The organism is Oryzomicrobium sp. (assembly GCF_021287045.1).
Taxonomy (GTDB): domain Bacteria; phylum Pseudomonadota; class Gammaproteobacteria; order Burkholderiales; family Rhodocyclaceae; genus Oryzomicrobium.
In genome coordinates this window covers 214,559-229,528 of sequence record NZ_JAJTBG010000005.1, presented here as the reverse complement: position 1 = coordinate 229,528, position 14,970 = coordinate 214,559, and the positions used below count along the sequence as shown (strand labels likewise).

The 14,970-nt window shown below is 67.4% G+C and carries 11 protein-coding genes; 6 read left to right on the top strand and 5 right to left on the bottom strand.

Annotated elements, in window-relative coordinates; translation table 11 throughout:
- Position 1 precedes the first annotated feature (1 nt).
- The 3 genes from LWW89_RS07550 to LWW89_RS07540 all read left to right on the top strand — a co-directional run bounded on the left by LWW89_RS07550 (position 2) and on the right by LWW89_RS07540 (position 3,966).
- Positions 2-1,216, top strand: coding sequence for a multidrug effflux MFS transporter (locus tag LWW89_RS07550; protein ID WP_293263364.1), 1,215 nt, complete (start codon positions 2-4; stop codon positions 1,214-1,216).
- 31 nt (positions 1,217-1,247) lie between these two features.
- A complete protein-coding gene (maiA, locus tag LWW89_RS07545) occupies positions 1,248-1,892 on the top strand; it encodes a maleylacetoacetate isomerase (RefSeq protein WP_293263362.1) in 645 nt (214 codons plus the stop codon).
- A 64-nt stretch (positions 1,893-1,956) separates the two neighbouring features.
- On the top strand, positions 1,957-3,966 hold the full coding sequence (locus LWW89_RS07540) for an acetoacetate--CoA ligase (protein WP_293263360.1): 2,010 nt from the start codon (positions 1,957-1,959) through the stop codon (positions 3,964-3,966).
- An 88-nt stretch (positions 3,967-4,054) separates the two neighbouring features.
- On the opposite strand, the gene LWW89_RS07535 is transcribed toward LWW89_RS07540, so the two are convergent.
- The 5 genes from LWW89_RS07535 to nifH all read right to left on the bottom strand — a co-directional run bounded on the left by LWW89_RS07535 (position 4,055) and on the right by nifH (position 11,364).
- Complete coding sequence (locus LWW89_RS07535; RefSeq protein WP_293263358.1) at positions 4,055-5,707, bottom strand: PAS domain-containing protein; 1,653 nt, start codon at positions 5,705-5,707, stop codon at positions 4,055-4,057.
- Positions 5,708-5,771: 64 nt separating this feature from the next.
- Complete coding sequence (locus LWW89_RS07530; RefSeq protein WP_293263356.1) at positions 5,772-6,971, bottom strand: HD domain-containing phosphohydrolase; 1,200 nt, start codon at positions 6,969-6,971, stop codon at positions 5,772-5,774.
- Positions 6,972-7,368: 397 nt separating this feature from the next.
- Positions 7,369-8,892, bottom strand: coding sequence for a nitrogenase molybdenum-iron protein subunit beta (nifK, locus tag LWW89_RS07525; RefSeq protein WP_293263354.1), 1,524 nt, complete (start codon positions 8,890-8,892; stop codon positions 7,369-7,371).
- A 98-nt stretch (positions 8,893-8,990) separates the two neighbouring features.
- Positions 8,991-10,430: a nitrogenase molybdenum-iron protein alpha chain gene (nifD, locus tag LWW89_RS07520; RefSeq protein ID WP_293263352.1), complete on the bottom strand. Its 1,440-nt coding sequence runs from the start codon at positions 10,428-10,430 to the stop codon at positions 8,991-8,993.
- A 61-nt stretch (positions 10,431-10,491) separates the two neighbouring features.
- On the bottom strand, positions 10,492-11,364 hold the full coding sequence (gene nifH / locus LWW89_RS07515; protein WP_334157077.1) for a nitrogenase iron protein: 873 nt from the start codon (positions 11,362-11,364) through the stop codon (positions 10,492-10,494).
- Between the two features lie 308 nt (positions 11,365-11,672).
- Here nifH and LWW89_RS07510 point away from each other — a divergent pair, with 308 nt between their 5' ends.
- The 3 genes from LWW89_RS07510 (at position 11,673) to LWW89_RS07500 (ending at position 14,956) form a co-directional block, all read left to right on the top strand.
- Complete coding sequence (locus LWW89_RS07510; protein ID WP_293263350.1) at positions 11,673-12,533, top strand: NAD(+)--dinitrogen-reductase ADP-D-ribosyltransferase; 861 nt, start codon at positions 11,673-11,675, stop codon at positions 12,531-12,533.
- Between the two features lie 13 nt (positions 12,534-12,546).
- Entirely contained in the window at positions 12,547-13,494 is a 948-nt protein-coding gene (draG, locus tag LWW89_RS07505) for an ADP-ribosyl-[dinitrogen reductase] hydrolase (protein ID WP_293263348.1), read from the top strand.
- A gap of 64 nt (positions 13,495-13,558) precedes the next feature.
- The gene (locus LWW89_RS07500) at positions 13,559-14,956 is read left to right on the top strand and encodes an APC family permease (RefSeq protein WP_293263346.1); all 1,398 of its coding nucleotides are present in this window, start codon (positions 13,559-13,561) and stop codon (positions 14,954-14,956) included.
- Positions 14,957-14,970: the final 14 nt, after the last annotated feature.

Here is a 14,970-nt window from a genome sequence, read left to right as displayed (position 1 = left end):
CATGAGCCGACCGACGCCGATCCTGGCGGTGCTGCTGACCACCCTGGTGGCCCTGGGGCCCCTGTCCACCGACTTCTACCTGCCGTCCCTGCCGGCCATCACCGCCGCCTTCGCCACCGACGGCGCCCACACCCAGCTCACCCTGTCGGTGTACCTGGCCGGCTTCGCCGTGGCCCAGCTGGCGGTGGGGCCCCTGGCCGATCGCTTCGGCCGCCGCCCGGTGGTGCTCGGCGGGCTGGTGGTGTACCTGCTCGCCAGCCTGGCCTGCTGCGTGGCGCCCAGCATCGAGGCCCTGATCCTGGCCCGCCTGGTCCAGGCCCTGGGGGCCTGTGTCGGCCCGGTGCTCGGCCGCACCATCGTGCGCGACGTGTGGGGTCCGGCGGATGCCGCCCGGGTGCTGGCCTACGTCAGCGGCGCCATGGCCCTGGCCCCCCTGATCGGGCCCTTCCTCGGCGGACTGCTCACCGTGTTCTTCGGCTGGCAGGCCAACTTCGCCGCCCTGGCCCTGTTCTCCGCCTTGCAAATCGCCGCCACTTGGCGCTGGCTGGCCGAGAGCAATCCCCACCCGGACCCCACCGCCACCCGGCTGGGGCGCATCGCCGCCAACTACCGGCGCTTGCTCGCCGACCGGGCCTACCTGGGCTACCTGCTCTGCCAGTCCTTCGCCTACAGCGCCCTGTTCGCCTTCATCTCCGGCTCGGCCTTCGTCCTGATCGGTCATTTCGGCCTGGCCCCGGCCACCTACGGCCTGTGCTTCGGCGTGGTGGTCACCGGCTACATGGCCGGCTCGGCCCTGTCCGGCCGGCTGGTGGGGCGCTTCGGCAGCGACCGCCTGCTGTTCGCCGGGGGGCTCGTCGGCGCCAGCGCCGGCCTGGTCATGTGGGCCCTGGCCGCCAGCCCCCTGGCCTCGGTGGCGGCCCTGCTCGGTCCCATGGTGTTCGTCACCGTGGCGTTGGGCCTGGTCATGCCCAACGCCACCGGCCGGGCCCTGGCTCCCTATCCCCAGATGGCCGGGGCCGCCTCGTCCCTGATCGGCTTTGCCCAGATGTCCATCGCCGCCCTGGTCGGCATCGTCGTCGGCCACGGCCTGGAGGACGGCGGCCGGGGCGCCCTGACCCTGCTGCCGGCGGCCATCGCCGCCTGCGGCGTGCTGGTGCCCCTGTGCTACCTGGCCCTGGTGCGCACCGCCCATGCCGCCGGGCGCACCAGCCCCTGACACCGTCCCCCGGCCCTTCCGGAGTCCCGCCATGCTCACGCTCTACACCTACTTCCGCAGCTCCGCCGCCTACCGGGTGCGCATCGCCCTCAACCTCAAGGGCATCGACTACACCGCCGTCCCCGTGCACCTGCTCAAGGACGGCGGCCAGCAGAACCAGCCCGCCTACCGGGCCAAGAGCCCCCTGGGCACGGTGCCCGCCCTGGAGTGCGACGACGGGGTGCTGACCCAGTCCCTGGCGATCCTCGAATACCTGGAGGAGACCCACCCGACGCCGGCCCTGCTGCCCGCCGACCCGGGCGGCCGCGCCCGGGTGCGGGCCATCGCCCAGACCATCGCCTGCGACATCCATCCGATCAACAACCTGCGCGTGCTGCGCTACCTGGTGCACACCCTGGGCATCACCCCGGAGCAGAAGAACGCGTGGTACCGCCACTGGGTGATGGACGGGCTGGCGGCGGTGGAAGCCCTGCTTGCCGACCCGCGCACCGGCACCTTCTGCCACGGCGACACCCCGACCCTGGCCGACTGCTGCCTGGTGCCCCAGGTGTTCAACGCCCAGCGTTTCGACTGCGACCTGAGCGGCTTCCCCATCTTGAGCCGCATCGCCGCCCACTGCGACACCCTGGCCGCCTTCCGCGCCGCCGCGCCGGGAGCCCAGCCCGACGCCGAGTGAGACGGCTGCCGGCGCGATTCCGCCCGGCCGTTTCGTCCCGTCCCCCGATCTGCCGAGACCTGCCATGACCACTGCCGACCTGCCCCTGTGGACCCCGACCCCCGCCCGCGCCTCGGGCACCCTGCTGCACCGCTTCCTCACCCCGGCCAGCCAGCGTGCTGGCCGGCCGCTCACCGACTACGACGCCCTGTGGCAGTGGTCGGTGGACGACCCCGCCGCCTTCTGGGACCTGGTGTGGAACGAACTCGGCGTGGTGGGCGACAAGGGCACCGGCCCGGTCCTGGAAAACGGCGACCGCATGCCCGGCGCCCGCTGGTTCCCCACGGCCAAGCTCAACTACGCCGAGAACCTGCTCAACTTCGCCGGCCTGCCCGCTGATGGTGCTGACGCTCTGATCTTCTGGGGCGAATCCAAGGTCCAGCGCCGGGTCAGCCGGATGGAGTTGGTGCGCCAGGTCGCCGCCTTCCAGGCCGGCCTGATCGCCGCCGGCGTCGGCCCCGGCGACCGGGTGGCGGGCTTTTTGCCCAACCTGCCCGAAACCCTGGTGGCCATGCTCGCCACCACCGCCCTGGGCGCCATCTGGTCTTCCGCCTCCCCGGACTTCGGCGTCCAGGGCGTCCTCGACCGCTTCGGCCAGATCGAACCCAAGGTTTTCGTCTGCGTCGACGGCTACTGGTACAACGGCAAGGCCGTGGACTGCCTGGCCAAGAACGCCGAGGTGGCGGCCAAACTGCCCACCGTGGTGAAAACCGTGGTGGTGCCCTACCTCAACCCGGCCCTCGGAGCCGGGGAGGTGGCCGCCATCGCCAATGGCGCCACCCTGGCCGACTTCACCGCCCCCCACGCCGGGGCCACGGTGCCCACCTACCACCGGGTCGGCTTCGATCACCCGCTGTTCATCATGTTCTCCTCGGGCACCACCGGCGTGCCCAAGTGCATCGTCCATTGCCACGGCGGCGCCCTGCTGCAGCATTTGAAGGAACACCAGCTGCAGGGCGACGTGAAGCCCGGCGACCGGGTCTTCTACTTCACCACCTGCGGCTGGATGATGTGGAACTGGCTGGTCTCGGGCCTGGCCTCCGGCGCCACCCTGCTGCTCTTCGACGGCAGCCCCTTCGCTCCGGGTAAGGACGGCAGCGCCGGCACCCTGCTGTTCGACTACGCCCAAGCCGAAGCCATGACCCACTTCGGCACCTCGGCCAAGTTCATCGACGCCATCGCCAAGGCTGGCTTGAAACCCCGGCAGACCCATAAGCTCGATACGCTGAAAGCCATGATGTCCACCGGCAGCCCCCTGGTGGCCGAAGGCTTCGACTACGTGTACCGGGACGTCAAGGAAGACATCCAGCTCGCCTCCATCTCCGGCGGCACCGACATCCTCTCCTGCTTCGTCCTCGGCAACCCCATCGGCCCGGTGTGGCGCGGCGAGATTCAGTGCCGGGGCTTAGGCATGGCGGTGGACGTCCTCGACGACACCGGCGCCCCGATCCGCGAAGAAAAGGGCGAACTGGTCTGCACCAAACCCTTCCCGGCCATGCCCGTCGGCTTCTGGAACGACCCCGACGGCGCCAAGTACCGGGCCGCCTACTTCGAACGCTTCCCCAACACCTGGTGCCACGGCGACTTCGCCGAGATCACCGCCCACGGCGGCCTGATCATCTACGGCCGCTCGGACGCCACCCTCAACCCCGGCGGCGTGCGCATCGGCACCGCCGAAATCTACCGCCAGGTCGAACAACTGCCCGAAGTGCTCGAAGCCCTGGTGATCGGCCAGGACTGGCCGAAAGGCTCCGGCGACGTGCGGGTCGTGCTGTTCGTGCGCCTGAAGGAAGGCACCACTCTGGACGAGGCCCTGATCCAGCGCATCAAGGAGCAGATCCGCAAGAACACCACCCCGCGCCACGTGCCGGCCCGGGTGGTTCAGGTCCAGGACATCCCGCGCACCAAGAGCGGCAAGATCGTGGAACTGGCGGTGCGCAACGTGGTGCATGGGGAGGCGGTGAAGAACGTGGAGGCCCTGGCCAATCCGGAGGCGTTGGAGGAGTTCCGGGGAAGGAACGAGTTGCAGGGGTAGGGCAGGGCCGCAGCGCGGCTTGAGATTACGCCTGCCTAAAAAGCAAAACGCCGGGTCGGGGACCCGGCGTTTTGCTTGGTTGAAGGTATCAGGCCTGTTCCAGGGCTACCGCTTCCTGAGGCAGGGGAGGGGCTTGGGGCGGCTGGGTCGTGGAAAAGTAGCTGACCAGTTCGTTGAGGTGGCCGGCGGCATCTTGCAGCCGTTCCGACATGGCGTAGGCGGCCTGGGTGTCCTGGCGGTTGTCCACCACCAGTTCGGCCAACTGGTCGACCCGGGCAAGGAAGTCCTCGAAGGCGAAGGATTGCAGGCGGATGGCATTCTCGATGCGCGCCACCAGCTCCGCGGCGTGTTCGCCGGCGCCGCCGTTCCCGCCCTGGACGGCCTCGTGCAGCCGGCCCAGCATCTGCTCCAGGTCCAGGGAGAAGGACTGGGTCTCGGTCAGGGTACTGCGCGCCTGGCTGAGCCGGTCGTGCTGGATTTCGGAGTGGTCGCTGATCTCGAACAGGGCCCGGTTGAGCTGGCCGCAGTGGGCCTGGATGCCCTTGGCCACCAGGCAGATTTCGTCGGTGATCACCTTCAGGTGCATCTGCATCACGGCGCTGGCCCGGATCAGCTGCCCCGTCTCGCCCTTGCCGAACACTTCCACCTCGCCGGTCAGGTCCCCCTGGGCGATGCGGTCGAAACTGCGTATGGCGGCGTGCAGCGGCGTGACGATGTCGCGGATGAAGAAGTGGCCGACCACCAGCACGGCCAGGATGCCGACGACGATGCCGGCCAGGGCGATCTTGCCGATCATCAGGTTACGTTCGCGCATGGACATGTAGTCGTCGTCGGAAATGGCCTGGACGGTCCGTCCCAGTTCGCCGATCTGGCTTTGCAGCCGGCCGAGGCTGGCCTGGATCAGGGGGGCGGCGGCCTTGCCGTCGGCCGGATCGGCCTCCTGGGCGGCGTTGAGCAATTGGTTGAGTTGGGTGAATTCGGCTTGCAGGCCATGCACCATCGCCTGTCCGCTCGGGGGCAGGGGCGTGCCCTCCAGCTCGGCGAGCAGGCGGGCGACGGTGATGGTCCGGGCCGGCGGCAGCGGGGCGGCGGGATGGCCGTTGGCGGTGGCCTCCGTGATCTGGCGCACCTCGGCGTCCATCTGGCCGACCTTGATGAGGGTGACGATGCGGTTCTTGTACAGGGTTTCCACCGTACCGTTGGACAGCATCAGGCCGCCGATGCCCAGGATGCCGCCCATGATCATCAGGAAGATGACGAACAGGGAGCCGAGCAGGAAGCCGGTCTTGATGGTCAGCAGGTTGTGCAGTGGATTGGCCTTGATCGGCTCGCCGCTGGCGGCGAGCTTGCGGTAGGCGTGTTCCGCCGCCGCGATCTCGTCCCGGCTGGCGGTTTCCCGGACCGACATGTAGCCGATGGTCTGGTTGTCCTTGCGCACCGGCACCACCACCGCCTTGACCCAGTAGAAGCCGCCGTCCCGGGTGCGGTTCTTGACGATGCCCTTCCAGGGATTCCCTTTCTTCAGAGTGGCCCACATGTGGGCGAAGGCCTGGGGCGGCATGTCGGGGTGGCGCAGCAGGTTGTGGGGCTGCCCGATCAATTCCTCGCGGCTGTAGCCGCTGATGTCGACGAAGGCGTCGTTGGCGTAGGTGATGACGCCGCGCAGGTCGGTCTTGGAGACGATGGCGATGCCGGGGGGGACGAGATGCTCTTCCTGGCTGACGGGGAGGTTTGTGCGCATGGTGCTCGGGCTCGGATGCGGGAAGTAGGCGAAAAGAAGTCTGGATGGGACGAAGGCCGGCGGATCAGCGGGCGGCCTGCCAGAGGCGGCGGATGATCAGGGCGGCGGACTGGCATTTGGCCGGCGAGACGCAGCCGGTGATGGCGAATTCGGGCTGGCCGGTGTCGCGCAGCACCGGGCTGCTCTGGGGCATGCCGGTGCGATCATAAATGCTGTATGCCATGGGCTTGCCGTCGGCGGCGGTGCGCTTGACCATGCAGATTTCGCCGTTGGCCAGGGACACCAGGGTGCCGGCGGGAAAGCGGGTCAGGGTCTTGAACAGCGCAGTGACGTGGAGTTCGTCGTAGCGATGGCCCTTTTCCAGGAACAGTTCCCGGATCACGTTGGCGGGAAACTTCCCCGGGACCCGTTCGCTGGTCAGGACCATGCTGGCGTAGGAGTCGGCCAGGTTGAGCAGGAAGGAGCCGGGCAAGGCCTCGCCGGTGCGCTTGTGCACCGGATAGCCGCTCCCGTCGGGGCGTTCGTGGTGCTCGCGCACGTAGCGCAGCCAGGGCTCGTCCTTGATGCCATGGGTGGCGAGGATGCCGGCGGACAGCTCGGCATGCCCCTGCACCTTGGCCCGGGCCGTTTCGGAGAGAGTCCGGCTGGTGCCGTCGGGAGACTGGTCGAATTCGTGCAGCCCCACGTCCCGGGTCAGGGCGGCGCACACCAGCGTGCGCCGCTGCGCGCCGTTGATGCCGCAGGACGGGGCCAGCAGGGCGGCGATGGCGGCGCCGAGCAGTTGGTGGCCCGGGCGGTACTCGGGGATTTCCGTGGTGAGGTAGGCCGCCGCCAGCACCGCATCGGCATCCTCGCCCACCATGGCGATCAACTGGTCGGCCCGTTCCTCCACGTAGCCCCGGATGTTGACGCCCAGGGCCGGCGGGTCGCAGAGCAGCTTGTGGATGCGGCGGATGCTGGTGATCAGGTCGAGGGTGCGGAAGAACACCGGGGCCTGGGCGGCCTTGCGGGGCGCGGCGGTATCGTCGCCCCCCTCTTTTTGCTCGCCCTCGTCGCCGCCCGCATCGATCTGGATGCGCTTTTGCTCGGTGTTGGGCGGGCCGATGTAGCAACCGCGCTCGAGCAGGCGGTCGATCAGGCTGGGCATGGTGATGACGTAGCCCTGCTTGAGCAGCAGGAGGCCATTGGCATCATAGAGCGGCCAGCCCAGGGGCTGGTGCAGAACGAAGTCGGCGGCGACGGCCTGCCTGGGTTTTGTCGACATGGCGCAGATTCGGAATATCGCGGGAAGGTCGTTGAAACTGCGGGTACGTTCTTCTGCCGGGTATTCGTGCTCTGTTTTTGTTTTTCGTCATGTCTTTTGTTTTTTGTATTTTATATAAATGCCAGCTTTTGTCAGCTTTTGCGAGTATTTGTCGTTTAATTGTTTGCCGCCAAATTTTATTTGCAAGTATTTGATTTGTTGAATTATTTGTTGCGACAAATATTCATTGCCGAATGGTTTTCAGAGGGTTTTGTTTAAAACTGCAATGGGGGGTGGTTGCATCCGGGTTTGATTGCGGCGCAAATAAGCGGCCGGTAATCCGGGCATCGCCAAAAATGAAAAAACCGGGCCCGTAGGCCCGGTTTCCGCTGCCGGTGGAAAATCGGTTAAGCCGGGTTCAGCGCACCACGTCGAAGCTGGTGCCCTTGGGGTCGGCGTCGAGCACGTCGAAGATTTTGTCGAGGATGCGCACCAGTACGTTCAGGCCACCCTGGTAGCCCCAGATGGGGAAGCGGTGATGGTGGTGGCGGTCGAACAGGGGGAAGCCGATGCGGATCAGGGGCACCCCGGTGTCGCGCTCAAGGAACTTGCCGTAGGAGCTGCCGATGAGGAAATCGGACGGCTCGGTGGCGAGCAGGGAGCGCAGGTGCCACAGGTCCTTGCCGCCGTAGACCTTGGCCCCCTGGCCGAAGGGGCTGGCCGCCAGCAGGGCCGTGATCTTCTCCACGAATTCCTTGGTCGAGTTGGTCACCACGATGTGCTTGGGCTCGGCCCCCAGTTCGAGCAGGAAGGCGGTCAGGCCGAACACCATGTCCGGGTCGCCGAACAGGGAAAAGCTCTTGCCGTGCAGGTAGGCCTGGGAATCGGCGATGGCGTCCACCAGGCGGCCTCGTTCCTTTTCCAGTTCTTCCGGAATGGCCTTGCCGGAGATCCGGGACAGGCTCATCAGCAGGGCGTCGGTGGCGGCTACGCCGACCGGGTTGTGGAAGGTCACCACCTCCTGGCCCTTGGCGGCGATGTATTCGCCGGTCTTGGCAGTGGAGAACCCCTGCAGCAGGAAGGTGGCCTGGGCGTCCAGGGCCGCCCGGGTGTCGGCCAGGGTGGTGCCGCCGTCGTACATGCGGAATTCGCCGTCGGCCGGGGTGTCGTAGACGTCCGACGGGTCGGACAGGATCGTGCCGTCGATGTCCATGGCCTTGAGCAGGCGTTTCAGTTCCCGGTTGTTGCCGACGCAATAGCCGTCGAAGCCGCCGTTGATCACCACCTTGCCGTTGCCCGTGCTGCGCTCGGCACCGCTCCAGGACTGCTGCAGCACGCCGCGCAGCATGTTGTCGTAGCCGGTGACGTGGCTGCCGACGAAGGAGGGGGTGTGGGCGAAGGGCACCGGAAAGTCTTCCGGCAGCGAGCCCTTCTGCTTGGCGGTCTTGATGAAGGCGTCCAGGTCGTCGCCGATCACCTCGGCCATGCAGGTGGTGGAGACGGCGATCATCTTCGGTTTGTACAGGGCGTAGGCGTTGGCCAGGCCGTCCACCATGTTGTTCAGGCCGCCGAACACGGCCGCGTCCTCGGTCATCGAATCCGACACGCAGGAGGACGGTTCCTTGAAGTGGCGGTTGAAGTGGGAGCGGAAGTAGGCGACGCAGCCTTGCGAGCCATGGACGTAGGGCAGGGTGCCCTCGAAGCCCGAGGCGCACAGCACGGCGCCCAGGGGTTGGCAGGCCTTGGCTGGGTTGATGGTCAGGGCTTCGCGCTTGAAGTTGAGTTCCCGGTACTCCCAGGACTTGGTCCAGTCCTCGATCTTCTTCACTTCGGCGGTGAGCGGCGCTTCCTCGAAGGCCTTCTTGCGCGCCATCAGCTCCTGGTACTCGGGTTCCTTGAAGAGCGCGTTGTGGTCGAGGATTTTCTCGGCGGTTTGCGGCATTTTGAATCTCCTTTAGCGAGCCGGACGGTCATCCCCGCACCGGTCGCGCAGCAGGTCGTGCAGGCGAAGGTCGTACTGGTATGCGGACGGGCGGCGGCCTACTTCTTCCACGGCGCCTTGTTCATGGCCCACACCGGGCTGTTGATGGCCATGTCCATGTCCCGGGCGAAGATGGCGAAGCCGTCGTAGCTGTGGTACGGACCGGAGTAGTCCCAGGAGTGCATCTGGCGGAAGGGGATGCCCATCTTCTGGAAGATGTACTTTTCCTTGACCCCGGAGCCCACCAGGTCGGGGCGGATCGTCTCGGCGAACTTCTCGAACTCGAAGCCGGTGACGTCGTCGTAGATCAGGGTGCCGTCCTTCACGTAATGGGTGGTGCGCTGGTAGTCATCGCCGTGGGCGAACTCATAGCCGGCCCCCACCACTTCCATGCCCAGGTCCTCGTAGGCCCCGACCACATGGCGCGGACGCAGGCCGCCGACGTAGAGCATTACCGTCTTTTTGTCGAGGCGCGGCTTGTACTTGGCGATCACCGCATCGACCATGGGCTGGTACTTGGCGATCACCTTTTCGGCGTTCTCCTTGATCTTGTCGTCGAAGTGGGAAGCGATTTCCCGCAGCGACGCGGCGATCTTGGAGGGACCGAAGAAGTTGTATTCCACCCAGGGAATGCCGTACTTCTCTTCCATGTGCCGGCTGATGTAGTTCATCGAGCGGTAGCAGTGGAGCAGGTTGAGCTTGACCTTGGGGGTCTTCTCCATCTCCTTCAGGGTGCCGTCGCCGGACCACTGGGCCACCACGCGCAGGCCCATCTCCTCGAGCAGGATGCGCGACGACCAGGCGTCGCCGCCGATGTTGTAGTCGCCGATGATGGCCACGTCGTAAGGGCCGGCCGCGTGCTGGGCGTCGGCCTTGTCCAGCACCCAGTCGCGCACCTGGTCGTTGGCGATGTGGTGGCCGAGGGACTGGGACACGCCGCGAAAGCCTTCGCAGCGCACCGGCACGATGGTCTTGCCGGCTTCATTGCCCTTCTTCTTGGCCACCGCCTCGATGTCGTCGCCGATCAGGCCGATCGGGCATTCGGACTGGATCGAGATGCCGTTGGCGAGGGGGAACAGCTGGTTGATCTCGTCGATCACCTTCTCCAGCTTCTTGTCGCCGCCGAAGACAATGTCCTTCTCCTGGAAGTCGGAGGTGACCTGCAGCACGACGAAGTTGTCCACGCCGATGGTGCCGCTGGCGTAGTTGCGCCGGGTGCCCCAGGAATACTGGCCGCAGCCCACCGGGCCGTGGGAGATGTGCACCATGTCCTTGATCGGGCCCCACACCACGCCTTTCGAGCCGGCGTAGGCGCAGCCGCGGATGGTCATGACGCCGGGCAGGGACTTGATGTTGGACTTCACGCCGCAGTCGGGCTTGCCCTCTTCATACACGTTGAGGTGCTTGGCGCGCTTCTTGGCCGCCTTTTCCGGATAGGCTTCCAGCACCTCGTTGATCAACGCCTTGTTGCGCGTCTTGTCGTCGAGAACCGCACTCATGGGTTTCTCCTAAGAATGGTTTTAAGGTTCGGGGGGCGCCCCGTGGGGGCGCGACCGCCCGTCAGGCGGTGACCTTGGCCTTGCCGACGATGGATTCGTCTTCCTTCTGCATGATCCCGAACTCGAGCAGCAGGTCTTCCAGCTCGTCCATGGAAATGGGGGTGGGGATCACGCCGTTGCCGGCGTTGGCGTGGACCTTCTGGGCCAGGGTGCGGTACTCGGCGGCCTGCTTGGACTCGGGGTCGTACTCCAGCACGGTCATGCGGCGCAGCTCGGCGTGCTGCACCACGTTGTCCCGGGGTACGAAGTGGATCAGCTTGGTGCCGAGCTTCTTGGCCAGGGCGTCGGCCAGTTCGTATTCCTTGTCGGTCTTGCGCTCGTTGCAGATCAGGCCGCCCAGGCGCACGCCGCCGGCGTTGGCGTACTTGAGGATGCCCTTGGAGATGTTGTTGGCGGCGTACATGGCCATCATCTCGCCGGACATGACGATGTAGATTTCCTGGGCCTTGTTTTCGCGGATCGGCATGGCGAAGCCGCCGCACACCACGTCGCCCAGCACGTCGTAGGAGACGTAGTCCACGCCGTCGTAGGCGCCGTTTTCTTCGAGGAAGTTGATGGCGGTGATGACGCCGCGGCCGGCGCAGCCGACGCCGGGCTCGGGGCCGCCGGATTCGACGCAACGGATGTCCCGGTAACCCACCTTGAGCACGTCCTCAAGTTCCAGATCCTCGACGGAACCGGCGTCGGCGGCCAGGGACAGCACCGTGTCCTGGGCCTTGGCGTGCAGGATCAGGCGGGTCGAGTCGGCCTTGGGGTCGCAGCCGACGATCAGAATCTTCTGGCCCATTTCGGCCAGGGCCGCCAGGGTGTTCTGGGAGGTGGTGGACTTGCCGATGCCGCCTTTGCCGTAGAAAGCAATCTGACGCAGAGACATGATGATTTCCTCAGGGTGGTTGATGACGAATTGGCCCGGAATTCCCGGTTCACCCACCTTTTCGCAAGCCCTGTGCCAGTTGCGCCGGTAGCGTCCAACCCGCTGTTTTTACGAGGGTTTGTCCGTTTCGACGGAGGCGCCTCCACCGTGTCTGAAAGTCGACAACGGCGTTTCGCCTGTCGACTTTCCCTCCAAGTGCGGCACCGGCCGCCGTGGCCGGAATGGCCGCAACGCCAGGCGTGACGCGGGCCTGGGGAGGAAGGGTGGGGGGCGGCGGCCAGGGGAACGGTTCTTGCTGCCCCGCCGTCATGGCCGCTCCCGACCCTTATCGCCACGCCACCAACCTGGTGGGCCTGCCCACCGGCCTGCTTGCCAGCCCGGACTACAACGACTACCCCCTGCGGCTGTCCATCCACGGTACGCGCGAAACCAATGCCGCCCTGTTCCGCATGCTCGGCGATGCTGCCGGGCTGGCGGACGCTCAGGCCGCCTTCCGTGCCTACATGAACGCCGTGTTCGATCTGGATGCGCCCAACCCGCCGGACCGCCTGGGCAGGAAGCGCCACCGCTCCAGCTACCTCAAGGTGCTGCACGGCTGGGGCTTCGACGCCAACGGCCCGGCCGGGGCCGTGCTCAAGGGCTGGGTGGAAAGCCGCTTCGGCCTGGCGCCGCTCTTCCACAAGGCGCCCCTGGGGGCCTACCCGTCTCCGGCGTGGATGACCTACGTGGAAGAGAAGATGGCCGCCCGCTACCACACCAACGCCATCGCCCAGCAGTTCGACCTGCTCTACGAATATGGCCAGTGGCTGTTCTGGGGCGACTGGCACGGTACTGCGGGGACGGCCCGAACCGCCCGCGGCGGCCTGCCCGGCTGGCCCTATCCGCCCTGCCGCCACCTGACCCTGTACCGGGGCGTCAACGACTTCTCCGAGCACCAGGTGGTGTGCTGGCTCGGCAAGCGCGAGGCCATCGCCCGGCACAACAACCTGGTCAGCTTTACCGACAGCCGGGAAACCGCCGACACCTTCGGCGACACCCTGCTCGAAGTGGCGGTGCCGATTTCCAAGATCCTCTTCTGCAACGCCCTGCTCGACGGCCCGGTGCTGCGTGGCGAGGGCGAATACCTGGCGATCGGCGGCGATTTCCGGGTGCGCCTGGCCTATCTGTAGCGCGGACAGGGCGATGAGCGACACCTCTCCTCTCCCCGACCTGGCTGCCCGGGTGCGGGGCGCCTACCTGGGGTTCGCCGTGGGGGACGCCCTGGGGGCCAGCGTCGAATTCCTCACCGCCGGCGAAATCCGCGCCCGCTACGGCGAGCTGCGCGACCTGGTGGGGGGCGGCTGGCTCAAGCTCAAACCCGGCCAGGTCACCGACGACACCCAGATGAGCCTGGCCCTGGGCGAAGCCATCCTGGCCGCCCGGGCCGCCGGCGAGGACTGGAGCCTGCCCCGGGTGGCCGAGCACTTCGCCGCCTGGCTCAAGACCCGGCCCATCGACGTGGGCAACACCTGTCGCCGCGGCATCGTCCGCTATATGCAGCAGGGCTCCTTGGAAGCGACGCCCCACGAGGGGGACGGGGGCAATGGCGCGGCCATGCGCAACCTGCCGGTGGTGCTGGCTACCCTGTCCGACCAGGACGACGGGCCGGGCAGCCGCTTTGCCCGCTACACCCTGGCCCAGTGCCGCTTCACCCACCACCACCCCTATTCGGATGCCGCCGCCCTGGCCCTCGGCCGCATGGCCCGCCGGCTCCTTGCCGGTCAGGGCCAGGACGCTGCCCGGCGTGTGGCCGACGACCTGGCCGCCGAGCGGCGCACCTTCCGTTTCGACCCCTACCCCCGGCGCGCCAGCGGCTACGTGGTGGACACCTGGCAGACCGTCTGCCACGCCTTCTTTTCCACCGCCGACTTCGAATCCTGCGTGGTGCTGGCGGTGAACCAGGGCGGCGACGCCGATACCAACGGCGCCCTGGCCGCCATGCTGGCCGGAGCCTGCTACGGCGAAGACGCCATCCCGCCGCGCTGGCTGCGCCGGCTCGACCGGGAGGCGCGTCAGGCGGCGGCGGACCAGGCGGAACGGCTGGCCGGGCTGGACCGGCCCGGGCACGTCCCGCCGTCGGCGCGGTCATAGGTCCAGGGAACGCGGCCCGCCGGGCCGGCGGTGGCGCCATGGGACATGAACGGGAGCAGCGAAAGTGGCCGACGATCTGCAAAAGGACGCCCTGAGCCTGGTCCATTCGGTGGTGATGGGGGTAGCCGGCACCGCGCCCACCTTCAGCATCTCGGCGACCATGACCACCCTGATCGGCGCCGTCGGCGTGCTCGCCCCCGCCAGCCTGCTCTACTGCGGGCTGATCATGTTCGGCATCACTTTCGCCTACATGCACCTCAACCGGCTGGAGGCCAACGCCGGGGCCTCCTACGCCTGGGTCAGCCGCATCTTCAACCGCACCCTGGGCTTCTTCGCCGGCTGGACCCTGCTGGTGGCCTCCACCCTGTTCATGGTCTCGGCCACCATCCCGGCGGGCAACGCCACCCTGCTGCTGCTCTGCCCCAGCCTGGTCAACGACCAACTGGCGGTGACTCTGGTGTCCATGGGCTGGTTGGTGGCGGTGAGCCTGGTGCTGATCCGGGGCATCGCCCTCACCGGGGCGGTGCAGGCAGTGATGACCGCCACTGAGCTGGCCATCCTGCTGGTGCTCACCGTGGCCGCCGCCCTGCGCTTCGGGCCGGCGGCGGCCCACCGGCTGTCCTGGGGGCAGTTGGCGCCGAGCGCCTTCACCCCGGCCGCCTTCGCCAGCGGCGCCATCATCGCCCTGTATTTCTTCTGGGGATGGGACGTGGCGGTGAACCTCAACGAGGAGACCCGGGATTCGGCCCGGCTGCCCGGGCTGGGGGCGGCCCTGGCCATGGTCATCATCACCTCGGCCTTCACCGCTTTCGCCGCCGTGGCGCTGCTCGCCCTGGGGGACGACGAGATCCGCAACGCCAGCACCAACGTCATCTTCGCCGTGGCCGACCGGCTCTTTCCCCGGCCCTGGAGCTATCTGGCGGTGCTGGCCCTGATGCTGTCCACCATCGGCACCCTGGAAACCTCGATCCTCCAGTTCACCCGCACCATGTTCGCCAAGTCCCGGGACGGCGCCTTGCACCGGCGCTGGGCCCGGCTCCACGCCGACTGGCGCAGCCCCTACTGGGCCACCATGCTGATCGCCGGCCTGGGCTGCCTGCTGTTGCTTCTGTCCCTGCTCTTCCACGGGGTCGGCGAGGTGCTCAAGGCCTCGATCAACGCCATCGGCGTGCAGGTGGCCTACTACTACGGGCTAGCCGGCTTCGCCTGCGCCTGGCATTTTCGCCACCGGGCACGCCAGTCCCTGGCCGACCTGGTCCTGATGGTGGCCTGGCCGGCCCTGAGCGCCGCCGCCCTGTGGGTGTCGGCGGTGGTGGCGGTGAGCCAGTTCGACCTGCCTACCGCCCTGATCGCCGTGGGCGGCGTGCTACTCGGCGCGGTGCCCCTGGGGGCCAACCGCCAGGCCCGGGAGCGGGTTGCCGCGACCCCGCCCATGGCGGGGCGGCCTAGCGACGGCGGGTAGCCGGACCGGGGCTC